This is a genomic window from Nocardia brasiliensis (genome assembly GCF_011801125.1).
Classification (GTDB): Bacteria; Actinomycetota; Actinomycetes; order Mycobacteriales; family Mycobacteriaceae; genus Nocardia; species Nocardia brasiliensis_C.
The window spans coordinates 6,636,003-6,659,725 of record NZ_CP046171.1 but is presented as its reverse complement, the minus strand read 5'-3'; the positions used below and the strand labels follow the sequence as shown (position 1 = coordinate 6,659,725).

Sequence of the window (23,723 nt, the reverse complement as noted above, 5' to 3'; positions counted from 1 at the left end):
GGGGGAAGAGATGTCCGAGCAACAGGTCCGCACCGCCGCTGGACGCGGTCGTGCCGCGGTCTGGCTGGTGGCGATAGTGGTCGTCGCCGCGCTGGTGGGGGCGGGGGTGGTCGGGGTGCGCTGGTGGCAGGACCGCGCGCATCCGCCCGCGCTCGCTGGGGAGCGGCTCACCGAGTTCCCCGCGATCGACCGGTCGGCGCTCGATCCGACGCAGGCCAGGGTGCTCGCGGTGGCCGAGCGGGAGTTCACGGCGCCGGGCGCGGGGGAGAAGTACGCCGAGGGCGTGCGGGAACCGTGGTGCGCCGACTTCGTCAGCTGGGTGATGCGGGAGTCCGGTGTGCCCCTGGCCAACCCGAATTCGGGCTCGTGGCGAATACCCGGCGTCTACACCCTGCAGGAGTTCTATGCCGCGACTGACCGATTTGTCCCATTCGGTGACTATCGGCCGCGCACCGGAGACGTGCTTCTCTATCGAGCGGACAGTCCGTTCGGCCAGCACACCAATCTCGTGCTCACCGCCGACGCGGACACCGTGACGACGTTGGGCGGCAACGAGCTCGGTGAAATCGGGCTGCATCGGTTCCGGCTCGCGCAGGTGCCGGGGATCGTCGGATTCGGCAGGCTGTGAACGGGCCGGCGGCCACTGTGCGGCAAACAGGCATTCCGGCAGGTGGGCAATTAGTTCTACGATAGAACCGGCGGCGCCCGGCAGCGCCGTCGCCGATCCCCGCCCTGTCTCCCCCTCATCGACAGGACGGGGATCTCGGGTCTGGCCCTGTCTCATGAGTCCCATCCGGCGCATCCGGCCGGACTCATGAGACAGGGCCTGAGCCGCACGCAAGTTCCGGGCAACGTCGGTCGCGTACCGTGTCGGATGTCCCATCGAGTGGTGAGGTTCCGGAACACATGCAGCCGACCGACGAAACGAGCAGCGATCCCGATTGGATCGACTACGCCGCCTTCGGCGAGCGCTTCGTCACGCACGCGGTGACGAAGGATCGGGTCGAGGCCGCGGTGTCGAGCGTGACCGGGCGCGGCATGACGATCGGGCCGTTCTCCATCGGCCCCGCCGGGCTCGCGGGGTTCGTCGCCGAGGGCAAGGTCGGCACGCCGGTGGTGCTGCACAGCGGCCCGGATGTCACCTTCGAGGTCACCGTGCCGGTGTCACTGGCGCTGAAGGTGATGCTCGGCGGCAAGAAGCTGCGGTTGGAGGCGCGGGTCGAGGTGGACCTGACGCTGCACGCGCGCACCGCCGATCCGCTGCTGATCGTCATCGATATCCCGCCGATCACCCAGCGCGACATCAGCTTCGTGCTGCGTGCCCAGGCCGAGGACTCGGCACTGGAGATGCTGCTCGATCCGATCGCGGGCCTGGTGCAGCGGGAGGTCGCGTCCCGGGTCAACGGCATGCTCGCCGACCCGCAGGCGCGCCGGGCCCGCGTGTTCGACGTGGAAGCGCTGGTGGGCGGAACCCCGTCCGAGCACCGCGAGCAGGCCGAGTTCGACTGGATCGGCTACGACGAGTTCGGGCACCGGTTCTTCGCCAGGATCGTCACCCGCGACCGGGTGCTGCACGTGGTGGAGCAGATGGCGGGACGGCCGATCGAGGTCGGGCCGCTCAAGACCGGTCCGCGCAACGCGGCGACGGTCACCGTGCGCGGCAACATCCGGGTGCCGCAGCTGGCCGACAAGGCCGATATGCCACGGGCTTTCGACCTGACGCTGCCGGTCAGCCTGGACATCACCGTCGACGTGCTGAAGGCCAACCGCTATCGCGCCGACGTCGAGGTGCCGCTGGTGCTGACCGCGCGCGCCGCCGATCCGCTGCTGGTGGTCATCGACGTGCCGCCGCCGGACCGCGACGACATCCGGCTGGAGTTCAAGGCGCACGGGGTGCGCGCGGCGACGCTCGGCGCCCTGGCAGGCATCAAGAAGCAGGTCATCGCACAGGTCGCGGGTGTCGTCGGCAAGGAACTGGCGGACAGTTCCGGCCGGACCATCGACGTCGCGGCCCGCATCGACGGCACGACCTAGGTTCTGTCTCGGTCCCGTCCGGCGCCGCCGCGGTCCAGCTCGCCGCTTGGCCGTCGTCGGCACGATGCGACGTCGTGATGCCTCCTTCTTGCCGGGTGACGAGCTGACCCGCGGAGACATCCGGCCCGAGCTCGAGGGGCCCCAGGCCGGATCGCACCCGGCACAGTGCCGAACCCCTGCTCAGCGCACTCAGTGTGTGACCAATGTGAACAGCTGTGTCCCGTGGGCCTGGCGGTTCCCATGTGATTGTGGTGAAATGAGTGCACGTTCGAGGCTCCCGGCGCGCGTGTGAACGGTTTGGGGAAGGTGCGCCGGGCCAGCTGTGCTGCCTGGGCAGGGCCGATGAGGCACTGCCATCCACGGTCGGGGTTGCGCGAAGGAGTCCTGCGATGCGTTCTACCGCTCTATCCCGTCGTCGACTGTTCGGTTACGCGGCGGCCACGGCCGCACTGGGGATGACCGCGGCTGCGGCACCCGCGGCCGCGCGGCAACCGCTCGGCACACTGATCGACTACTCCGGTGGCGTCCCCTCGGCCCAGGCGATCAAGGACGCCGGGCATCTCGGGGTGATCCGCTACGTCTCGGATCGGCGGCCCGGCGCGGAATGGATGGCAGGCAAGCCGCTGCTCGCCGGCGAGGTCGACCAATTGCACGCCGCCGGACTGCACATCGTGTCCTGCTACCAGTTCGGTAAGGGGCCGACCGCGGACTGGCGCGGTGGCTTCGACGCCGGTGTCGAACACGCGCAGCGTGGGCTCGAACTGCACCGGGCCGCAGGCGGTCCCGACAACGTGCCGATCTACGCATCGATCGACGACAACCCGGATCCGGTCGAGCTCACCACGCAGGTCGCGCCCTATCTGCGCGGCTGGCAGCAGGTGCTCGGCCCGGAGAACACCGGCGTGTACGGCAATTCGCCGACCATCGATCTGGCCGTCGCCGCCGGTCTGGCCACCTACTACTGGCAGCACAATTGGGGCACGCCCAAGGGGTACGTGCACCCCGCCGCCGATCTGCACCAGTTCGAGATCGACAAGCGCGCGGTGGACGGTGTCGGCATCGACGTCAACAACATCCTGCACGACGACTTCGGCCAGTGGTGACCCACCGCTAGGCGGCCGGTGCGACCGAAATCGCGTGGCGGGGGCTAGTGCCCCGTCCAAGAACTAGGTCTGGCTGTGGGTGACCGGCGCGACGCGCAGGTCCGGTTCGTCGTCGGGCACGACCCGCAGGGTTGGCCTGCTGTCGGGCGCTTCGTGGTCGCCGAGCCAGGAGAACAGTGACCAGCGGGAGAGCCCGGAGAACGCCGAGCCGAGGCTGGTGAAGGAGAACGAGGACAGCGCCGACCCGAACGAGCCGACCGAACCGATCGACAGCACCGAGCCGACACTGCCGATCGACAGGATCGAATAGGCCGAGCCGATGGACAGAATGGAGCCCTCGGAGCGGAACGACAGGATCGACCGATGGGAGCGCCTGCTCCGAATCGAGTGGCCGGGACGTATCGAGTGTTCGGTCGTCGCCATAGTTAGGGTCTACCACGATCTGCCCTGAATAGGCAGCGTTGCGCGACGACCGGGCACCGTGTCGAACGTTCCGCGACAGCGGATTTCGGTAGCACGCGGGTAACTCGCCGGCCGTGCCCCGGAATTACCGCGGCCGCCGGCCCACGACATGCGTCATGGGCGCGGCGGCCGGCGGATCGGACGGACTAGACCGTGAAGAAGCCGAGGGTCGGCAGGAACGAGCAGGTGCGCGGTTCCGCGTCGGCGGCCTGGGTGGTCAGCGAACCGGAGATCACCGCGATGACCCGGCCCGCGCCGGTGTCGGCGATCGCGGACAGGGTGGCCGGACCGCCGGGGTTGATCTTGGCCTCGTCGGTCAGCGGCAGGGTGCCGGACTGGCGGGTGTCCAGGTTCATCCACTGCACCGTCATCGGCGGGTTCTGTTCCGCCGTAGGCGATTTGGTGCCGAGCGCGGTGAAAACGAAGCCGGCCTGGCCCGCCTTCGGTCCGGGCGGCGGCAGCTGGGCCGGGCCCGCGACGGCGAGTGCGGTGCCGACGGAGTCGGCGCTCGGGCCGATGCAGCCCTTGCCGATCGTCGGGTACAGGAACTGGGCGATGACCGGGCCCTCCTGCGGCAGTTCGGGGCCGCCGCCACCGCTGCCGTCCAGGAAGGTGATGATCCGCTCCAGCGTGGACTTGATCTGCGGGGGCAGGCCCAGCGTGGCCAGCAGCGCGCGGGCCTGATCGAGAATGGCCGACTGCGGGCCTGCCGCGATATCGGCCGGCCCCGCGATGGAGCCGACGATGGCGGGGGCCAGGGCGGCGAGCGCGTCGACCGGGACGCCCTCGGGGACCATGGGCACGGTGTTCGGAGTCGCCGCAGGCGCGGGCGCGGGCGCGGCGACTGCTGTCGTCGGCGCGGCAAGCGTGGCACTCGCCGCGATGGCGAGCGCGGACAATGCGATCCGCGATCCTCGGGTGCGAAGCACTGGTCTAGCCGTCCTTACCTCGGGTACATCTGGGTCGATGCTGAAAAGCCATCGTTTCGGGGGTCACTCTAGGGATCTCACGGCTATGTGTACAGCGGCAGTTCCCTACAGGTCGTGCGGACGATCAGTGTTATCAGACGGTAGCGCGTGAAGGATGTTACTGGTGTGAAAGGTGATGTAAATGTTATCAGTGATTCGAGGTCGGAACGGCACGGATCGGCGCTGCGGTTAATCTAATCGGAGCCATCCGTTCTTGTCGCCGAACACCCGCATCGCGCGAGTGTCGGACGACGCAGCCCGCCCGAGCCGAAAGCCTGGATTTGAACCGTCACCTTCGATGGGCCGTGCTCGCGCTCGGCCTGTCCGTGCTGGCCAGGTTGAGCTGGATGTTGTTCACCGAGAACGGAAGCAACGTCGTCGACCTGCACGTCTACGTGGACGGATCGGCGGCGCTGCTGACCGATCGGCTCTATGAATTCACCTATGCGGAGAAGACGCCGGACTTCCCGCTGCCGTTCACCTATCCGCCCTTCGCCGCGCTGGTCTTCTTCCCGCTGCACTATCTGCCCTTCGGTCTCGTCTCGGTCGGCTGGCTGCTCGCCACCGTCGCCGCGCTCTACGGCGTGGTACGCATCGCGATCGAGTTGATCCTCGGCGCGCAGCGGGCCAGGCAATGGCAGAGCGGGATCATCGGCTGGACCGCGCTCGGGGTGTGGATGGAGCCGGTGCGGACCACCATCGACTACGGCCAGGTCAATGTGTTCCTGGTGCTCGGGGCGATGCTCGCGGTGCGCAGCTCGCGGTGGTGGGTCTCCGGTGGTCTGGTCGGCATCGTCGCGGGCATCAAACTGACCCCGGCGATCAGCGGCCTCTATTTCGCCGCGCGCAGGCGCTGGGCCACGGTGGTCTGCTCGGCGCTGGTGTTCGGGGCGACGGTCGGGCTCAGCTATCTGATCGCGCCGCACGCGGCCCGGCAGTACTTCGGCACCCTGCTCGGCGACGCCGACCGGATCGGGCCGGTCGGCTCGGTGTGGAATCAGTCGCTGCGCGGTGCGATGAGCCGAATCCTGGGCTACGACGTGGAATCCGGGCCATGGTGGCTGGCCGGGGTGGTGGTCGTCGCGGTGCTCGCCGTGCTGGCGTGGCGCGCGCTGGAGCCGGACGACCGCATGGGCACGCTGGTGCTGGTGCAGTTCTTCGGGCTGCTCGTCTCGCCGATTTCCTGGTCGCACCACTGGGTTTGGCTGGTGCCGACGGTGCTGTGGCTGTGGTACGGGCCGCTGTGCGAGGTGCGCGGGGCGAAGATCATCGCGGGCTACTGGTTGCTGACCACGCTCATCGGCGTCCCGTGGGTGCTCTCGTTCTTCCAGGATTCGATCTGGACCATTCCGCGCCCGGCCGTGCTCGCCTGGCTCGGCACGGTGAACGTGTTCGGCGCGCTGGTCCTCTTCGTCTGGGTGATCCAGGCGGGGCGCACCCGGCGGGAACGGGGCGAAGCGGCGGTGCCGACCGTCGAAGGCCGGGCACGCGCCGCCTGATTACGGCTCGGGTCAGCCGAGTTCGCTTGCCAGCCGATCGATCTCGCGCGCGAGATCGATGTCCAGCACGGTGAGGCCGCCGGAATCGTGGGTGGACAGTGCGAAGCTCACCTTGCGCCAGCGGATGTCGATATCGGGGTGATGGTTGGCGGCCTCGGCCGCCGCGGCGACCTGCCCGACGAGCTCGATGCCCGCGAGGAAGCTGGGCGCTTGCACGGTGCGGGCGATGACCGCGCCGTCGCGGGTCCATTCGGGGAGTGCGGACAGGGCCTCGGTGAGTTCGGTCTCGGTCAGCAATGGCTTGCTCATAACCCGGTTCTACTCCTGTGCGCGCAGTGATGTCCGTCATTGCGGGACAGGGCGGGCGCGACGCGGTGGGCGGGGCGGTCGAGCCGGGGGCCGGGTCAGGCGGCGCGTGCCACCTTGAGCGCCTTTTTCAGGTCTTTACCTCGGATGCCTGCGGCTTCGCACTTCTTCATCCGCATAATGACGACAGGGCATTTCAGGCAGCGCGTCTTCTTGCGACAGCACTTCTTCTTGGGTTTCAGGCGCGAAACCTGCTTTGCTTTGACCTTGCCCACGCCGGTTAGCATACCCTAAGTCGAGTGCCTGAAACGCTACGGTCACCCGGACACAGGTACTGTATAGACGGCCGCAATGCCCGGTGAGTTTCATTCTCCACCTGTTTGCAGGGAGCCCGGCGCGAGCGTCAGGCCCCGGAGGAGGAAGCCTGCGTAACCACGCAGGGCCCCGATCGCGCCGACATCAGTTGCAGCCGGTACCTACACCTAACAGCAGGAGGATTCAGCGTGTCGTCTGCGCGCGATTTTCGCAACGTCGCCATCGTGGCCCACGTCGACCACGGTAAGACGACGCTGGTCGACGCCATGCTCCGGCAATCCGGCGCGTTCGCCGAGCGAGCCGAACTCGTCGACCGCGTGATGGACTCCGGTGACCTGGAGCGCGAGAAGGGCATCACCATTCTCGCGAAGAACACCGCGGTGCACCGGCATCACCCGGACGGCTCGGTCACGGTCATCAACGTGATCGACACGCCGGGCCACGCCGACTTCGGTGGCGAGGTCGAGCGCGGCCTGTCCATGGTCGACGGTGTCGTGCTGCTGGTCGACGCGTCCGAGGGCCCGCTGCCGCAGACCCGGTTCGTGCTGCGCAAGGCGCTCGCCGCGTCGCTGCCGGTGATCCTGGTCGTCAACAAGACCGACCGTCCGGACGCGCGGATCGAAGAGGTCGTCGAGGAGAGCCACGACCTGCTGCTCGACCTGGCCTCCGATCTGGACGACGCGGCCGCAGAGGCCGCCGAACTCGCCCTGGACCTGCCGGTGCTCTACGCGTCCGGTCGGGAGGGCAAGGCGTCGAAGGAGCGTCCGGAGAACGGCAACGCGCCCGACGCGGAAAACCTCGACGCGCTGTTCGACGTGCTGATGGAGAACATCCCCGCGCCCAAGGGCGATCCGGCCGCGCCGCTGCAGGCGCACGTCACCAACCTCGACGCCTCCGCGTTCCTCGGTCGCCTCGCGCTGGTCCGCATCTACAGCGGCGAACTGCGCAAGGGCCAGAACGTCGCGTGGATGCACGCCGACGGCGTCAAGCAGGTGAAGATCACCGAACTGCTGCAGACGGTCGGTGTCGAGCGTCAGCCCGGCGAGGTCGCCGTGGCGGGCGATATCGTCGCCATCGCGGGCATCCCGGAGATCATGATCGGCGATACCCTCGCTGACCTGGACAATCCCGTCGCGCTGCCGCGCATCACGGTCGACGAGCCCGCCATCTCGGTGACCATCGGCACCAACACCTCGCCGCTGGTCGGCCGGGTACAGGGGCACAAGCTCACCGCGCGCATGGTGAAGTCGCGCCTGGACCAGGAGCTGGTCGGCAACGTCTCGCTGCGCGTGCTCGACATCGGCCGCCCGGACGCCTGGGAGGTGCAGGGCCGCGGTGAGCTGGCGCTGGCCATCCTGGTCGAGCAGATGCGCCGCGAGGGCTTCGAGTTGACCGTCGGCAAGCCGCAGGTGGTCACCAAGCAGGTCGACGGCAAGGTGCACGAGCCGTACGAGGAGCTGACCATCGACTGCCCCGACGAGTACCTCGGCGCGATCACCCAGTTGCTCGCCGCCCGCAAGGGCAAGATGGTGCAGATGACCAACCACAGCGCGGGCTGGGTACGGATGGAATTCATCGTCCCCTCGCGTGGTCTGATCGGTTTCCGCACCGACTTCCTCACCGAGACCCGCGGCACCGGCATCGCCAACGCCGTCTCGCACGGCTACGCGCCGTGGGCGGGCGAGATCCGGGCGCGGCACACCGGCTCGCTGGTCTCCGACCGCGCGGGCACGGTCACCCCGTTCGCGATGATCCAGCTCGCCGACCGCGGGCAGTTCTTCGTGGAGCCGGGCGCGGACACCTACGAGGGCATGGTCGTCGGCATCAACCCGCGCGCGGAGGACCTGGACATCAACGTCACCCGCGAGAAGAAGCTGACCAACATGCGCAGCTCCACCGCCGACGTGATGGAGACCCTGGCCAAGCCGCTGCAGCTCGATCTGGAAGGCGCGATGGAGTTCTGCGCCGGTGACGAGTGCGTCGAGGTCACCCCCGAGGTGGTCCGGGTGCGCAAGGTGGTGCTCAACGCGACCGAGCGCGCCCGCGACCTGTCGCGCCGCAAGGCGCGCGACCGCGCCGCGCTGTAACCGTCTCCAGGGCAACGGGATCGCGGCCGCCGCGAGCCCGTTGCCCGAAGGCTCGGATTCCGGGTGGTTCCGGGTCCGAGTTGAATTCTCCGGAAATTCTCGGCAGCCGGTCGGGGCAATTGCCCCGCGTTTTATCGCGCCGTGGGCATTCGTCGGCGACCGTCCGTCCGGTATGAATGCCCCCGCCGAGTTCTATTTGTGGGCAACGTTATCGCCGGTGCGTATTCCGAGAATTGCTCGACCGTGATGGTTTTCGTGTCGGACAGCTGGGGGAGTACTGTCTCGGCGCGGTGTGCCGCCGGTGGTTTCCCGGCCCTGACACGGGCGGCAACGGCCTGCGCTTGCGTCGGGTCGAGGGCATGGACGGGACGTGCCGGACGGTTTCGGTAGCGAATATCGGACGTCTGAACAGAAGTCGTCGCGGGTAATGCGAATGCCGAATGTTTGCCCCCATGCGGCGGTTCGGGCAATAACCTCCGCCGGTCCGCGCTGTTTCGCGCACATTGTCGCTATCCGGACCGTTCGGCGTTGCCGGGATTCCGCCAGACCGGTGCGGTAGAGTCCGCAGGCGTGAAAGCGGGCGTAGAAAAAGGTGCGAGGCGGCTCGACGCGGTAGCGTGCGCCGCGTGAGCCCGCGGCGCGATCGCGCGGCGTGGCGCGTGCTGCTGCTGGTCGTCACGGCGTCGCTGACGGTGTTCGCCGGGTGCACCGCGAACCCGCCGCCGCCGATCGAGAGCACCGACAGCCCGAAGACCACGCAGGCCAAGCCGGGCAAGAGCACCGTGGTGGTCGCGATCGACACCATCGGCATCGGTTTCAACCCGCACCTGCGTTCGGATCAGTCGCCCGCCACCGCCGCGCTGGCCTCGATGGTGCTGCCGAGTCCGTTCCGTCCGGTGCCGAGCCCGGTCGCGCCCGGCGTCACCGACTGGGTGCCCGACACCTCGCTCATCGCCACCGCCGATGTCACCGCGCAGGAACCGTTCACGATCAGCTACACGCTGCGCAACGAGGCGAACTGGTCCGACGGCGCGCCGATCGCCGCCGAGGACTTCCAATTCCTGTGGCAGCAGATGATTTCCCAGCCCGGCGTGGTGGACTCCGCCGGCTACCGGCTGATCTCGGACATCGACTCGGCCGACGGCGGCAAATCGGTGACCGTGCGGATGCGCGAGCCGTATCCGGCGTGGCGGCAACTGTTCACCAATCTGGTGCCCTCGCATCTGATGAAGGACTCGCCCGGTGGTTTCCAGGACGGCTGGGTCAAGCGCATCCGGGTGTCCGGTGCGCAGTTCCTGATCAAGAACATCGACCCGCAGCGCGAAGAGATCCTGCTCGAACGCAACGCCAGGTTCTGGGGCACCCCGGCCGCGCCGGACGAGATCCTGTTGCGCCGCGGTGGAACTCCAGCGCAGCTGGCGGAATCGTTGCGCACCAACGACGCTCAGATGAGCCTGGTGCACGGCGGGGTCGCGACCAGGGCGCAACTGGCCGCCATTCCCTCGGTGCGCACCGCGATCATGCCGCAGTCGCGGGTGCTGCAGCTGGTGCTCAACGGACGGACCGGACCGGTGAGCGATATCCGGGTCCGCCGGGCCGTGCTCGCCCTGCTCGATCCCGCGCTGCTGGCCACGGTCGGCGCGCAGACCGGCGGCTGGGTGGATCCGATTCGCGCCCAGATACTTTCGCCCTCCGACCTCGGTTACGCGCCGACCGAGCCGCCCCGGCTGCCCGCCGACGAGGCGTTCGCGCTGCTGGCCGAGGCGGGTTACGGCCGTGCGCCGGAACCACCGCCGGTCAACTCGCCGACCTCACCCGCGCCGACACCGCGGCCGATCGCGAAGAATGGTAAGTCGCTGACGATCCGGATCGGCGCGGTGGAGGGCGACCTCACCGCGATCGCGGTCGCCAACACCGCCGCCGACCAATTGCGTAGCGCCGGAATCGATGCCACGGTGCGCGGCATCTCCGCCGACGAGCTCTACGGCCGCGAACTGGTCGAGGGCACCACCGACGCGATCGTCGGCTGGGAGAGCGCGGGCGGCGATCCCGCCACCGTGCTCGCGTCCCGATACGGTTGTCCGCCACCGGAAATCACCGAGGGCGGCACCACCGCGCCCGCCACCGCGCCGGAGCGACGCGCGCCCGCGAATCTCTCGGGGGTGTGCGATCCGAGCCTGCAGGTGCCGATCGATGAGGCGCTGCGCGGGATGGATCCGGGCCGGGTGCTCGCCGAGGCCGAGCCGAAGCTGTGGGAGCTGGCCACCGTGCTGCCCATCGTCCAGGACAACGTGGTGGCCGCGGCGGGTCCGCGGGTGGACGGCGCCTCGCTCAACGGCAGCATCCAGGTCGGCATCTTCGGCGATGCCGGGCAGTGGCGGAAGATCCAATGACCGGCGGCCTGCTGCTGGTGCACGCGCACCCCGACGACGAGTCCATCACCACCGGCGGCACGATCGCGCACTACCGCCGCCGCGGCGTCCCGGTCACCGTGGTGACCTGCACGCTCGGCGAAGAGGGCGAGGTGATCGGGGACGAGTGGGCCCAGCTCACCGCCGAGCACGCCGATCAGCTCGGCGGTTACCGGGTGCTCGAGCTGACCAGGGCGCTGGCCGCCCTCGATGCCGCGCCGCCGCGCTTCCTCGGCGGGGCGGGACACTGGCGTGACTCGGGCATGGCGGGCACCCCCGCGGCGCGGAAGCCGCGGGTGTTCGTGCAGTCGGGCGCCGAGGCGGTGGACGCGCTGACCGAGGTGCTGCTCGAACTGCGTCCCCGGGTGGTGGTCGGTTACGACCCGAACGGCGGCTACGGCCACCCCGATCACATTCGCGCGCACCAGATCACCACCGCCGCGGTGCACGCCGCCGCCGATCGCGGCTGGGACACCCCGAAGTTCTATTGGACCGTCACCGACGCCGACATGCTGCGCCAGCACACCGCCGCGCTGGCCAAGCGGACCGTGGACGGGCTGCCCGGCCGGCTGCCCGCGGGCTGGCGACTGCCCGCCGAGGGCGAGCTCGCCGCGGTGCCGAGCCACACCGTGACGACCACGATCGACGTCTCGGACGCGCTCGCCGCCAAGCGCGCCGCGCTGCGGGCGCATGCCACGCAGGTCACGGTGGCGCCGTCGGGACGCGAGTTCGCGCTGTCCAACAATGTTGCTCAGCCGGTACTGCCGGAGGAGTGCTTCGTCCTCGTGCGCGGGCGACGGGGTCCGGTCGGTGCCGACGGCCGTGAACATGACCTCTTCGCTGGACTCGATCACTGAACTTCCGTCGATGGCGACGAACTGCTGCCGCATTCCATGTCGGATTTGACGCGAATCTCCGAATCGTTCCGGCGCGGTGTCTGAGCTGCGATTTTCTGTAGCCTGAGGGTTGCTGTCGCCGCGATACCGCACGCCGGGTACCGTTCCCGTGATCTCAATCATCGATGTGGAGGGCGAAGCGGTTCATGACAGCGGTCGGTGACAGGGCGCACCTCAGCATCGAAGACGACGGCTATCACAAGAGTCTCAAGCCGCGGCAGTTGCAGATGATCGCGATCGGCGGCGCGATCGGTACCGGTCTGTTCCTCGGCGCGGGCGGTCGGCTGGCCAACGCCGGTCCCGGACTCTTCCTCGTCTACGGCGTCTGCGGATTCTTCGCGTTCCTCATCCTGCGCGCGCTCGGCGAACTCGTGCTGCACCGCCCGTCCTCCGGCTCGTTCGTCTCCTACGCGCGTGAGTTCTTCGGGGAGAAGGCCGCGTTCGTGGCCGGCTGGATGTACTTCCTCAACTGGTCGATGACCGGTATCGCCGACACCACCGCGATCGCGCAGTACTTCCACTACTGGTCCGGCTTCAGCAGCATCCCGCAGTGGCTGCTCGCGCTCATCGCCTTGATCTTGGTGCTCAGCATCAACCTGGTCTCGGTGAAGTGGTTCGGCGAGATGGAGTTCTGGGCCGCGCTGGTGAAGGTGTTCGCGCTGAGCGCGTTCCTGATCGTCGGCACGATCTTCCTGATCGGCCGCTTCACCGTGCAGGGCCATCCGACCGGGCCGAGCGTGATCGCCGACAGCGGCGGACTGTTCCCCACCGGCATCCTGCCGCTGGTGGTCGTGGTCTCCGGCGTCGTGTTCGCCTACGCCGCGGTCGAACTGGTCGGCACGGCGGCGGGGGAGACGGAGAACCCGGCCAAGATCATGCCCCGGGCGATCAATTCGGTGATCGCGCGCATCGCGATCTTCTACGTCGGTTCGCTGGTACTGCTCGGTCTGCTGCTCCCGTACACGGCCTACACCGCCAAGGAGAGCCCGTTCGTCACCTTCTTCACCATGCTCGGCGTGCCGGGCATCGGCAGCGTGATGAACCTCGTGGTGCTCACCGCCGCGTTCTCCAGCCTCAACGCCGGTCTGTACTCGACCGGGCGCATCCTGCGGTCGATGTCGATGAACGGCAGCGCGCCCAAGTTCACCGGCGTGATGGGTCGCAATGGCGTTCCTTACGGCGGCATCCTGCTGACCAGCCTGATCGCGCTCGTCGGTATCGCGCTCAACGGCGTGGTGCCGGACCGGGCGTTCGAGATCGTGCTGAACATGGCCTCGCTCGGCATCGTCGCCTCCTGGGCCACCATCGTGCTGTGTCAGCTGCAGCTGTGGCGCTGGTCCAAGCAGGGCAAGGTGCAGCGGCCCGCGTTCCGTATGTTCGGCGCGCCCTATACCGGGCTGCTCACGCTGGTGTTCCTGTTCTTCGTGGTGGTGCTGACCGGATTCGACTACCCGGTGGGCACCTGGACCGTGGCCTCGCTGGCGATCATCATCCCGATGCTGATCGTCGGCTGGCTGGTCGCGCGCAAGCGGGTGCTGTCCATCGCGCAGGAGCGGATGGGCTACACCGGTGAGTTCCCGGTGGTCGCCAACCTTCCGCTGGACGGCGAGAAGTGATCATGCCGGTCCCGCCCGCCGGGTCGCCGGAATAGACTCGCTGCCATGTACAACTGGTCGGTCCAGGACGCGATCGTCGCGTTCGTCGAGAGCATGCGGCCGAATTGGCCCGCGCAGCACGAGCTGTATCTGTCCGTGCTGCACGGGTTCGTGCACATGCAAAGCACTCTGCTGACCCTGCTCGGCTTTCCGCCGGTGCCGTGAGGCCGGCCATCGACGACCATGCCGCCGTGGCGCCACCGGTCAGGTCGAGCGACACCGTCGCCGCGCTGCTGCCCCCGATCATCCTCGTCGCCCTGGTGCTCGACGCCTTCATCACGCTCGTGCTGGAGGTGCTGTATCTGCCCACCTACCTGGGCGCCACGGCGTTCCCGGTGACCGGCGTGCTGGCCGGGCTGGTGAACGTGCTGCTCGTGCTCGGCGCGCGCTCGGTCTCCAGCCGGACCTCGGCGATGTTCTTGCCCTTGGCCGCATGGACTTTCGGGTTCCTGGTCTGCGCGAGCGCGGGCCCCGGCGGCGACATCATGTTGTCCAGCGATTGGCGCACCGTGCTGCTGCTGTTCTGCGGGCTGGTGCCGCCGCTGATCTTGATCTATTTCCGCGTCAACGCCGGGTTGTTCGCCAAGCACTGACCGTGATTCGTCGAGTGCCGCCGCCGAGTCAGCCGAGCCGGCCCGGCGTCACCGCCTCGATCAACGACCAGGCCTGCTCGATCGGGATGTCGATGACGTGGTAGCGCTTCTTGCCCGCCGCGGTGGCGGCGACGACGGTGGCGACACCGGCGCGGCGCTGGAAGAAGCTCTGACGGACCGTCCAGCCGATCACGCCCGGCGCCTCCAGGCAGTCCCGATCCCGGTCCAGCGAACCGGACCGGGTGATCAACCAGGTTGGGCTGGACGCGGTTTGGGGGAGGACGGTGTGGCCGAGGCCGCGATAGCGGTCCCGCGCGAGCGGGATCGCGAGCAGCGCGAGCGATACCGGCACCAGCCACCACCACGGTGAAATCCGCACGCCCGCCGACGCGGCGACAGCCATGCCGAGCGCGAGCACGGCGACGGGCGCGAGCGCGCGGGTGTAGCGGCGCCGCCGCGCGATCGGTCCGTGCGGGCGCAGTGGCGCGTTGCCTGGATCGGCCGCGCCGGTCTCCGGGGTGCCGATCGCCTTGTCCGCGAAGTTGTTCCGGGCGAGGAGGTGCCCGAGGGTGTGTTCGATGGCGGCGCGCGGCGCCTGCGGCAGGATTTTCTGCCTCGGGTTCTCCCCGACCATGATGGCCTCGAGTTCGGCGGCGCCCGCCGAACGCAGCAGCAGCGGCTCGTTCACCGTCGCGCCGCGAAAACGGGCCAGATCGAGGGTGATCTGGCGGGTGGTGAACAGCCCGTGCCGCAGGTGCAGCGTGCGGCCGTCGTCGAGCACCCGCAGGCCGAAATACGTGGTCAGATAGCGGGCGCAGGCGGCGAGGCTGACCACGGCCACGACCAGCACGACGAGCGCGAAGACGCCGACGGCCAGCACGAGCGCGCCGCCGTTCTCGAACCGCCGCACCGTATCCGAGCGGAACAACAGTTGCCCGACGCCGTACTGGAACGCCACACCCACGATCGGGGCGATGATCGCGAAACCGGTCAGCGACAGCGGCGCGTACCGCACCCACTGCGGCTGCCAGTGCGCGATCTCCCGCGCGTCCGGCGGCGCGGTGGCCGCCGCGTCGGACGGAAGCTGTTGTCCACCTTCGTCATGCGTCGCGTCCGTAGGCGTTGCCTGCGCCGTGTGCGCGAGCAGCGCGGCGCGCAGTTCGGGTACCAGGCGGGCATCGAGCGCGTCGAGTTCGAACTTCTCGCCCGAATCCGCCTGCTGCCCGGTGCCGATCGCGAGCACGGCGAGCCCGAGCACCCGGTGCAGCAGGTCGGCCTCGATGTCCACCGAGCGGATCCGCGAGCGCGGCACCGACAGTTTCTTGCGCTGGATCAGGCCGGTGCGCAGCTCGACGTGGGTCGGGCCGACCCGATAGGCGGTGGTGAACCAGCGGGTGAGCGCGAACCCGACGATCGCGACCAGCGGGATCACGCTCCAGATGTGGTTTCCGCTGCTGGTGCCGAGGATCACCGAGCCGATCAGCACCGGGATGAACTTCACCACCTCGGTGACCGGATGTACCAGCAACATTCGCTTGTCCAGCCGCGACCACGGCTGATCGGTCTCGGGGGTGGGCGCTTGCGCGATTTCGGTCATGTCGCGTCTCCTCGATGCTGCGCCGCGATCCGGGTCAGCCGGGTCACGGTCTCCTCCGCGACCGCGAGGTCGAGCGCGGAGATCTGTACCGCGCCCGCCGAGGACGCGGTGGTCACCGTGACGGTCGCCAGCCCGAGCAGGCGCTCGAGCGGACCGCGTTCGGTGTCGACGGTTTGTACCCGGGAGATCGGCGCGACCCGGCTCTCCTGGCTGAGCCAGCCGACCCTGGTGTACACCGCCTCGTCGGTGATCTCCCAGCGGTGCACCGCGTAGCGCCACCATGGCATCACCACGATGTTCAGTACGGCGAGGGCCAGCGTCACCAGGAACACCAGGAGCTGCCAGCCGCGATGGGTGGAGTCGAGCACCGCCCACACGATCTGCGCCGCGAACGGCACCACCCAGGCGAGCACGGCCTGAACGGTCCACAGCAGTTTGGCTTTGGGACTGGGGCGCCAGGCCGGATCGGCCATGATCGTGCGCGGCAACGACATGGTTGTCATGGTTGCATGGGAACGCCGGATCGGCGTGCTACCCGCGGCGGAATTGCCGCGTGGCACAGCCGTTGCCGTTCCCGTGACAGGAACCTGTCGGTGACCGGCACCGGGCCGCGACGCCGGAATACTGTGGTGCGGGGCGGGGTTGTCTTCGCTCAACGGCTTCGGAAGGAGACAGGTCCGGATGGTTAGCGCATGATCGAAACCGTGAGTGAGCGTAGCGAAGGAACCACAGGCACCGCACGGCCCGCCGCGGCCGAGCCGAGCGTCAGCGAGGCCGAGTCGTGACGGAACTGCCGAACCCGAGTATCCCCACCCTGCCGCCCTCGCCGTCGGCCATGCGCCGCGCGCTGCGTCGGGCGCGCGACGGTGTCACCTTGAACGTGGACGAGGCCGCCGTCCTGCTGCACGCCACCGGCGATGACCTGAAAGATCTGAGCAACAGTGCCGCCCGGGTCCGGGACGCCGGGCTGGAATCGGCCGGTCGGCCCAAGACGATCAGCTACTCGCGCAATGTCTTCATCCCGCTGACGAAACTGTGTCGGGACAAATGTCACTACTGCACGTTCGTGACCGTGCCCGGCAAACTGCGTGCCGAGGGCAAGGGCATGTTCCTCGAGCCCGACGAGGTGCTCGACATCGCGCGCCGCGGCGCCGCGCTCGGCTGCAAGGAGGCGCTGTTCACCCTCGGTGACCGCCCCGAGGACCGCTGGCCGGAGGCCGCGCAGTGGCTCGACGAACGCGGTTACGATTCCACGCTGGACTACCTGCGCGCCGTCTCGATCATGGTGCTCGAGGAGACCGGCCTGCTGCCGCATCTGAACCCGGGCGTGATGTCGTGGGAGGAGATCTCGCGGCTCAAGCCGGTCGCGCAGTCCATGGGCATGATGCTCGAGACCACCGCGACCCGGCTGTTCAGCGAGAAGGGCAACTGCCACTACGGCAGCCCGGACAAGGACCCGGCGGTCCGGCTGCGCGCGATCACCGACGCGGGCAGGCTCTCGGTGCCCTACACCACCGGCATCCTGGTCGGCATCGGCGAGTCGCTGCAGGAGCGGGCCGAGTCGATCATGGCGATCCGCAAGCAGCACAAGGCTTTCGGGCACATCCAGGAAGTCATCATCCAGAACTTCCGCGCCAAGGACGACACCGCGATGCGCGATGTGCCCGACGCCGGCATCGACGAGTTCCTGGCCACCATCGCGGTGACCAGGCTGCTGCTCGGTCCGGATGTGCCGGTGCAGGCGCCGCCGAACCTGGTGTCGCTCGAGGACTGCCTCGCGCTGATCGACGCGGGCATCGATGACTGGGGCGGCGTCTCGCCGGTCACGGTCGACCACGTGAACCCGGAGCGGCCGTGGCCGAACCTGGACGCGCTGCGCGAGATCACCGAGGCGGCCGGATACCAGCTGGTCGAGCGGACCTCCGCGCACCCGAAGTACGTGCGCGCGGGCAGCCCGTGGATCGACCCGCGGATCGGCGTGCACGTCGCGGCGCTGAGCGACCCGGAGACCGGCCTGGCCGACCCGGACGCGATGCCGGTCGGCCTGCCCTGGCAGGAGCCCGATCAGTCCTGGGAGTCCGCGGGCCGGGTCGATCTCAACACCTCGATCGACACCGAGGGCCGCAACACCGAGAGCCGCAGCGATTCCGCGCTCGGGCAGGACGTGGTCGGCGCGTTCGGCGACTGGGACACCATTCGCGAACAGGCCCGCGACCTCGCCGTCACGGCGCCGGAGCGGCTCGACTCGGACGTGCTCGCCGCGCTGCGCGCCGCCGAGACCGACCCGGCCGGGCTCAGCGATGCCGACTACCTGGCGCTGGCCACGGCCGACGGCGCGAACCTGGAGGCGGTCGCCGCGCTGGCCGACCAGCTGCGCCGGGACGCGGTCGGCGACGACGTCACCTACGTGGTGAACCGGAACATCAACTTCACCAACATCTGCTACACCGGCTGCCGGTTCTGCGCGTTCGCCCAGCGCAAGGGCGACGCGGACGCGTTCACGCTGAGCATGGACGAGGTCGCCGACCGGGCCTGGGAGGCGCACGTCGACGGTGCCACCGAGGTCTGCATGCAGGGCGGCATCGACCCCGACCTGCCGGTCACCGGCTACGCCGACATCGTGCGCGCGGTGAAGCAGCGGGTGCCATCGATGCACGTGCACGCCTTCAGCCCGATGGAGATCGTGAACGGCGCCTCCCGCGGTGGGCAGAGCGTCCGGGACTGGCTGGTCGCGCTGAAGGAGGCGGGCCTGGACACGATTCCCGGCACGGCCGCCGAGATCCTCGACGACGAGGTGCGCTGGGTGCTCACCAAGGGCAAGCTGCCCACCTCGGCGTGGATCGACGTGATCACCACCGCGCATCGGATCGGGCTGCGCTCCAGCTCGACGATGATGTACGGGCACGTGGACAACCCGAAGCACTGGGTCGGGCACCTGCGGGTGCTGCGCGGAATCCAGGACGAGACAGGCGGATTCACCGAATTCGTGCTGCTGCCGTTCGTGCATCAGAGCGCCCCGCTGTACCTGGCGGGCGCGGCACGGCCTGGCCCGACCAACCGGGACAACCGTGCCGCGCACGCTTTGGCCAGGATCATGCTGCACGGCCGGATCGACAACATCCAGACCAGCTGGGTGAAGCTCGGCACCACCGGCACCAGGGTCATGCTCAACAGCGGTGCCAACGACCTGGGCGGCACGCTGATGGAGGAGACCATCTCCCGGATGGCGGGCTCGCAGCACGGCTCGGCGAAGACCGTCGCGGAACTGGTCGACATCGCCTCGGGGATCGGTCGTCCGGCCCGCGAGCGGACCACGACGTACGGCGTTCCGCGGCACCAGGTTTCGGCCCTGCCGCTGACCGTCGGCTCGGCGTAGGCTGACCATGACGACGGCCCACGTCGGCGCGAGTTCGGCTCCGGCGCGCTGATCGAAGTCGGATCGGGCCCGGCCCGCCGCGAACGCGGCGCGCCGGGCCGATGCGAGGGAACGGACCCACCCGCTGGATTCGCTTGCCCGCAGTGGCGTGCGGAACATCCGAAGTTAGGCAAGGCTGACCCGGAGTAGCGTGGGGTGTCCGGATAGGGTTTCGCTGGGCGGACTATCCCCGCAAGGTGAGGACAGACTAGGAGAACGGCAGTGCCGTACATCATCGCTGAACCGTGCGTTGACGTGAAGGACAAGGCATGCATCGAGGAATGCCCCGTGGACTGCATCTACGAGGGTGGCCGCATGCTCTACATCCATCCCGACGAATGCGTGGACTGTGGTGCATGTGAACCGGTGTGCCCGGTGGAGGCGATCTTCTACGAAGACGACACCCCGGACCAGTGGAGTGGCTACGTGAACGCCAACGTCGACTTCTTCGACGAGCTCGGCTCGCCGGGCGGCGCCACCAAGGTCGGCAAGGTCGATTACGACCCGCCGTTCATCAAGGAACTCCCGCCGATGGCGAGCGAGTAACCAGGCCGTGCGCACGCGTACCCGGGTCAGCAGCCTGCTTCCCGATTTTCCCTGGGACACCATCGCTTCGGCGAAGGCGACGGCGGCGGCCCATCCCGGCGGCATCGTCGACCTGTCGGTCGGCACGCCGGTCGATCCGGTCGATCCGCTGATCCGCACCGCGTTGGCCTCGGCGTCGGCGGTGTCCGGCTATCCGACCACGCACGGCACACCCGAGCTGCGTGCGGCCGTGGTGGACGCATTGCAGCGGCGGTACGGGATCACCGGGCTGGACCCGGCGGCCGTGCTGCCGGTGATCGGCACCAAGGAACTGATCGCCGGGCTGCCCCGGCTGCTCGGCCTCGGCGCGGCGGATCTGGTTGTCATCCCCGAGGTCGCCTACCCGACCTACGAGGTCGGCGCGCTGCTGGCCGGCGCGCAGATCGTGCGGGCCGACGGACTCACCCAGCTCGGCCCGCGCAAGCCCGCCCTGCTCTTCGTGAACTCCCCGTCCAACCCGACGGGCCGGGTGCTCGGCGTCGACCACCTGCGCAAGGTCGTCGAGTTCGCCCGCGAACGCGACGTGATCGTCGCCTCGGACGAGTGCTATCTCGGCCTCACCTGGGAAGGCTGCGCGGTCTCCATCCTCGACCCCGCGGTGTGCGACGGCGACCACACGAATCTGCTTGCCGTGCATTCGCTGTCGAAGACCTCGAACCTGGCCAGCTATCGGGCCGGATTCGTCGCGGGCGATCCCGTGCTGGTCGCCGAACTGCTCGAGGTGCGCAAGCACGCCGGCCTGATGGTGCCGTACCCGATCCAGGGCGCGATGACCGCGGCGCTCGGCGACGACACGCACGAGGCGCAGCAGCGGGAACGGTACCGTGCCCGTCGCGACGTATTGCGAAAGGCGTTGGAGGGGGCCGGTTTCCGGATCGACAACTCCGAAGCCGGGCTGTACCTGTGGTCCACCCGCGGTGAGCCGTGCCGCACGACGCTGGCCTGGCTGGCCGAGCGGGGCATCCTGGCCGCGCCCGGTGACTTCTACGGACCGGCCGGTGCCGAACACGTCCGCGTCGCGCTGACCGCGACCGATGAGCGCATCGGCGCGGCCGCCGCGCGCCTGACCGCCTGACCTGCACCGCGGGCCGGTCGACCGGCCCCCGTCCCGCGAGCCTGCGGGTCACGTAGGACGACACGCGGGCCGTTCCCGTGCGACGCCGCTCCGTCCGGCGGGGACGGCGCTAGCCTGAACTATGGACGCTGTCACGGTTGTCCCTACTCCTGCCAACGAGCCGGTGCACTCCTACGCACCCGGTAGTCGTGAGCGTGAACTGCTGGTCGCGAAGCTGGCCGAGATCGCGGCGGACACCGCGGAGGTGCCGCTGGTGATCGGTGGCAAGCACCGGCCGGGCAGCGGCGCGCGCCACGAGATCGTCGCGCCGCATCGGCACCGCCACGTGCTGGGGACCTACACCGATACCACCACCTCCGAAGCGCAGGGCGCGATCGACGCGGCGAGCGCGGCCGCGCCGGGCTGGCGGGCGCTGCCGTTCGACGAGCGCGCGGCGATCTTCCTGCGCGCCGCCGATCTGCTCGCCGGGCCGTGGCGCGAGACCGTGGCCGCCGCGACCATGCTCGGTCAATCGAAGTCGGCCCAGCAGGCCGAGATCGACGCGCCGTGCGAGCTGGTCGACTTCTGGCGGTTCAATGTGGCCTTCGCGCGCCAGATCATGACCCAGCAGCCGGAATCGAGTCCCGGGGTGTGGAATCGGCTGGACTACCGGCCGCTGGAGGGGTTCGTCTACGCGATCACCCCGTTCAACTTCACCGCCATCGCGGGCAACCTGCCGACCGCGCCCGCGCTGATGGGCAACACCGTGGTGTGGAAACCGTCGCCGACCCAGACGTTGTCGGCGTTCTACACGATGCGGCTGCTGGAGGCGGCGGGCCTGCCGCGGGGGGTGATCAACATGGTGACCGGCGACGGCCGGGACCTGTCGGCGGTGGCGCTGGCCGACCCGCGCCTGGCCGGTATCCATTTCACCGGCTCCACCAAGACCTTTCAGCAGCTCTGGCAGCAGGTCGGGGCGAATCTCGGCCGGTATCACGGGTATCCGCGGTTGGTCGGGGAGACCGGCGGCAAGGATTTCGTCGTCGCGCATCCCTCGGCGGACCCGGACGCGTTGCGGGCGGCGCTGATTCGTGGCGCCTACGAATATCAGGGGCAGAAGTGTTCCGCGGCCTCGCGCGCCTACATCGCGCGGTCGGTGTGGCGCGCGATGGGCGATGAGTTCCTGCGGCAGACCGCGGAGCTGACCTATGGCGATGTCGCCGATCTGTCGAATTTCGGTGGCGCGCTGATCGATCGGCGCGCGTTCGACAAGAACGTCGCGGCGATCGAGCGGGCCAGGGCGGCGGGGCTGACCATTCCGGTCGGCGGCACCTGGGACGACAGCGAGGGCTGGTTCGTGCGTCCGACGGTGCTGCTGGCCGAGGACCCGCGCGACGAATCGTTCGCGACCGAGTATTTCGGGCCGATCCTGTCGGTGCACGTCTACGACGACGCCAAACCCGGCGCGTTCGCGGCGATCCTGGCCGAGGCCGAATCGGCGGCGCCCTACGCGCTGACCGGCGCGGTGTTCGCGCAGGACCGCCGGGCGATCGAACAGGCCGGTGCCGCACTGCGTTTCGCGGCGGGCAATTTCTACATCAACGACAAGCCGACGGGCGCGGTGGTCGGCCAGCAGCCCTTCGGCGGCGCTCGGGCCTCCGGCACCGACGACAAGGCGGGCTCGCCGCTGAATCTGCTGCGCTGGGTGGCACCGCGCGCGATCAAGGAAACCTTCGTCCCGCCCACCGGATACCGCTACCCGCACATGGACTCGGACGCGCCGTGAACCCGCTGCGCCCGGTGATCCTCGCGGCGGCGGCGTCACCGCGGCTGCGGCGCGCGGTCACCGGGCTGCCGCTGACGGCGGGCATCGTCGAGCGGTTCGTCGCGGGGGAGACCAGGGCCGAGCTCATCGAAGTGGCGCGGACGCTGCTCGGCAGCGGCCGGATGGTCAGCGTGGACTTCCTCGGGGAGAACACCACCGATCGCGCGCAGGCCGATGCCACGGTGTCGGAGTATCTTTCGTTGATCGCGGAACTGTCGGCGTTGAAACGCCCTGCGCTACCGGGGATCACGGCGACACCGGTCGAGGTCTCGGTGAAACTGTCCGCGCTCGGTCAGGCACTGCCTGGCGACGGTCCCGCGGTCGCTGCCGCGAACCTGCGCACCCTCTGCGCGGCGGCCGCGCGGGCCGATGTCTGGGTGAGCGTCGATGCCGAGGACCACACCACCACCGCGGCCACGGTGGCGACGGTGCTCGCCGCGCGCGCCGAATTCCCTTGGCTCGGTGCGGTGGTGCAGGCGTACCTGCATCGCGCCGAGGCGGACTGCCGGTCGCTGTCCGGACCCGATTCGCGGGTGCGACTGTGCAAGGGCGCCTATCGGGAACCGGCCGAGGTCGCCTTCCAGCGTGCTGCCGAGGTGACCGACTCCTACCTGCGCTGCCTCGAAGTGCTGATGCGGGGCGCGGGCTATCCGATGGTGGCCACCCACGATCCGGTGCCGATCGTCGCCGCCGAGCAGCTCGCCCGCGAGACCGGCCGTGGTCCAGGCGGATTCGAGCACCAGATGCTCTACGGGGTGCGGGAGGACAAGCAGCGCCGATTGGCCGCGGCGGGCACGGCCGTGCGCGTGTACGTCCCATACGGCAGCCAGTGGTACGGCTATCTGACCCGGCGGCTGGCGGAACGACCGGCCAATCTCACGTTCTTCCTGCGCGCGTTGGTCAGCAAGTCGTGAAAAC

General features: G+C 69.1%; 21 protein-coding genes. 15 read left to right on the top strand and 6 right to left on the bottom strand.

Translation table 11 applies throughout. The features are described 5' to 3' along the window. Positions 1-10: 10 nt before the first annotated feature. The 3 genes from F5X71_RS30395 to F5X71_RS30385 all read left to right on the top strand — a co-directional run bounded on the left by F5X71_RS30395 (position 11) and on the right by F5X71_RS30385 (position 3,137). Positions 11-628: a CHAP domain-containing protein gene (locus F5X71_RS30395; RefSeq protein ID WP_167465084.1), complete on the top strand. Its 618-nt coding sequence runs from the start codon at positions 11-13 to the stop codon at positions 626-628. A gap of 278 nt (positions 629-906) precedes the next feature. Next, positions 907-2,034: a hypothetical protein gene (locus F5X71_RS30390; RefSeq protein ID WP_167465083.1), complete on the top strand. Its 1,128-nt coding sequence runs from the start codon at positions 907-909 to the stop codon at positions 2,032-2,034. 389 nt (positions 2,035-2,423) lie between these two features. Further along, positions 2,424-3,137, top strand: coding sequence for a DUF1906 domain-containing protein (locus tag F5X71_RS30385; RefSeq protein WP_167465082.1), 714 nt, complete (start codon positions 2,424-2,426; stop codon positions 3,135-3,137). Positions 3,138-3,200: 63 nt separating this feature from the next. Here F5X71_RS30385 and F5X71_RS30380 read toward each other — a convergent pair whose 3' ends face one another. Then, positions 3,201-3,560 (bottom strand): hypothetical protein, encoded by a 360-nt coding sequence (locus tag F5X71_RS30380; RefSeq protein WP_167465081.1) that lies wholly within the window; start codon positions 3,558-3,560, stop codon positions 3,201-3,203. Positions 3,561-3,745: 185 nt separating this feature from the next. Continuing rightward, positions 3,746-4,528 carry an Rv1157c family protein gene (locus F5X71_RS30375; protein WP_167465080.1) on the bottom strand — a complete coding sequence of 261 codons (783 nt, stop codon included), beginning with the start codon at positions 4,526-4,528 and terminating at the stop codon, positions 3,746-3,748. A 236-nt stretch (positions 4,529-4,764) separates the two neighbouring features. Between F5X71_RS30375 and F5X71_RS30370 the strand changes: the two genes are divergently transcribed. Continuing rightward, complete coding sequence (locus F5X71_RS30370; RefSeq protein ID WP_428981508.1) at positions 4,765-6,066, top strand: mannosyltransferase; 1,302 nt, start codon at positions 4,765-4,767, stop codon at positions 6,064-6,066. Between the two features lie 12 nt (positions 6,067-6,078). On the opposite strand, the gene F5X71_RS30365 is transcribed toward F5X71_RS30370, so the two are convergent. Both F5X71_RS30365 and F5X71_RS30360 read right to left on the bottom strand, forming a co-directional pair. After that, positions 6,079-6,375: a 4a-hydroxytetrahydrobiopterin dehydratase gene (locus tag F5X71_RS30365; RefSeq protein ID WP_167465079.1), complete on the bottom strand. Its 297-nt coding sequence runs from the start codon at positions 6,373-6,375 to the stop codon at positions 6,079-6,081. 95 nt (positions 6,376-6,470) lie between these two features. Beyond that, a complete protein-coding gene (locus F5X71_RS30360; protein WP_167465078.1) occupies positions 6,471-6,647 on the bottom strand; it encodes a hypothetical protein in 177 nt (58 codons plus the stop codon). A 228-nt stretch (positions 6,648-6,875) separates the two neighbouring features. Between F5X71_RS30360 and typA the strand changes: the two genes are divergently transcribed. From typA to F5X71_RS30330, 6 genes are all read left to right on the top strand, one after another. Continuing rightward, positions 6,876-8,774, top strand: a complete 1,899-nt coding sequence (gene typA, locus F5X71_RS30355; RefSeq protein ID WP_167465077.1) for a translational GTPase TypA — start codon at positions 6,876-6,878, stop codon at positions 8,772-8,774. Positions 8,775-9,400: 626 nt separating this feature from the next. Next, positions 9,401-11,167: an ABC transporter family substrate-binding protein gene (locus F5X71_RS30350; RefSeq protein WP_238815558.1), complete on the top strand. Its 1,767-nt coding sequence runs from the start codon at positions 9,401-9,403 to the stop codon at positions 11,165-11,167. Continuing rightward, positions 11,164-12,042 carry an N-acetyl-1-D-myo-inositol-2-amino-2-deoxy-alpha-D-glucopyranoside deacetylase gene (gene mshB / locus F5X71_RS30345; protein WP_167465076.1) on the top strand — a complete coding sequence of 293 codons (879 nt, stop codon included), beginning with the start codon at positions 11,164-11,166 and terminating at the stop codon, positions 12,040-12,042. The genes F5X71_RS30350 and mshB overlap by 4 nt, the downstream gene beginning before the upstream one ends. 185 nt (positions 12,043-12,227) lie before the next feature. After that, positions 12,228-13,697: an amino acid permease gene (locus tag F5X71_RS30340; RefSeq protein WP_167465075.1), complete on the top strand. Its 1,470-nt coding sequence runs from the start codon at positions 12,228-12,230 to the stop codon at positions 13,695-13,697. 45 nt (positions 13,698-13,742) lie between these two features. After that, a complete protein-coding gene (locus F5X71_RS30335; protein WP_167465074.1) occupies positions 13,743-13,901 on the top strand; it encodes a hypothetical protein in 159 nt (52 codons plus the stop codon). Positions 13,902-13,927: 26 nt separating this feature from the next. After that, positions 13,928-14,329 (top strand): hypothetical protein, encoded by a 402-nt coding sequence (locus F5X71_RS30330; protein ID WP_238815557.1) that lies wholly within the window; start codon positions 13,928-13,930, stop codon positions 14,327-14,329. A 28-nt stretch (positions 14,330-14,357) separates the two neighbouring features. Here the strand turns inward: F5X71_RS30330 and F5X71_RS30325 are convergent, their stop codons facing one another. Further along, positions 14,358-15,926 (bottom strand): PH domain-containing protein, encoded by a 1,569-nt coding sequence (locus tag F5X71_RS30325; RefSeq protein WP_167465072.1) that lies wholly within the window; start codon positions 15,924-15,926, stop codon positions 14,358-14,360. After that, positions 15,923-16,420 carry a PH domain-containing protein gene (locus F5X71_RS30320; protein ID WP_167466864.1) on the bottom strand — a complete coding sequence of 166 codons (498 nt, stop codon included), beginning with the start codon at positions 16,418-16,420 and terminating at the stop codon, positions 15,923-15,925. Before F5X71_RS30320 ends, F5X71_RS30325 begins: the two co-directional genes overlap by 4 nt. 287 nt (positions 16,421-16,707) lie before the next feature. Between F5X71_RS30320 and F5X71_RS30315 the strand changes: the two genes are divergently transcribed. The 5 genes from F5X71_RS30315 to F5X71_RS30295 all read left to right on the top strand — a co-directional run bounded on the left by F5X71_RS30315 (position 16,708) and on the right by F5X71_RS30295 (position 23,719). Next, on the top strand, positions 16,708-19,302 hold the full coding sequence (locus tag F5X71_RS30315) for a bifunctional FO biosynthesis protein CofGH (protein WP_167465071.1): 2,595 nt from the start codon (positions 16,708-16,710) through the stop codon (positions 19,300-19,302). 261 nt (positions 19,303-19,563) lie between these two features. Further along, positions 19,564-19,887, top strand: coding sequence for a ferredoxin (gene fdxA, locus F5X71_RS30310; RefSeq protein WP_014987978.1), 324 nt, complete (start codon positions 19,564-19,566; stop codon positions 19,885-19,887). A gap of 7 nt (positions 19,888-19,894) precedes the next feature. Then, a complete protein-coding gene (dapC, locus tag F5X71_RS30305) occupies positions 19,895-21,001 on the top strand; it encodes a succinyldiaminopimelate transaminase (RefSeq protein ID WP_167465070.1) in 1,107 nt (368 codons plus the stop codon). 121 nt (positions 21,002-21,122) lie between these two features. Further along, the gene (gene pruA, locus F5X71_RS30300; RefSeq protein WP_167465069.1) at positions 21,123-22,766 is read left to right on the top strand and encodes an L-glutamate gamma-semialdehyde dehydrogenase; all 1,644 of its coding nucleotides are present in this window, start codon (positions 21,123-21,125) and stop codon (positions 22,764-22,766) included. Beyond that, a complete protein-coding gene (locus tag F5X71_RS30295) occupies positions 22,763-23,719 on the top strand; it encodes a proline dehydrogenase family protein (RefSeq protein ID WP_167465068.1) in 957 nt (318 codons plus the stop codon). Before pruA ends, F5X71_RS30295 begins: the two co-directional genes overlap by 4 nt. Positions 23,720-23,723: the final 4 nt, after the last annotated feature.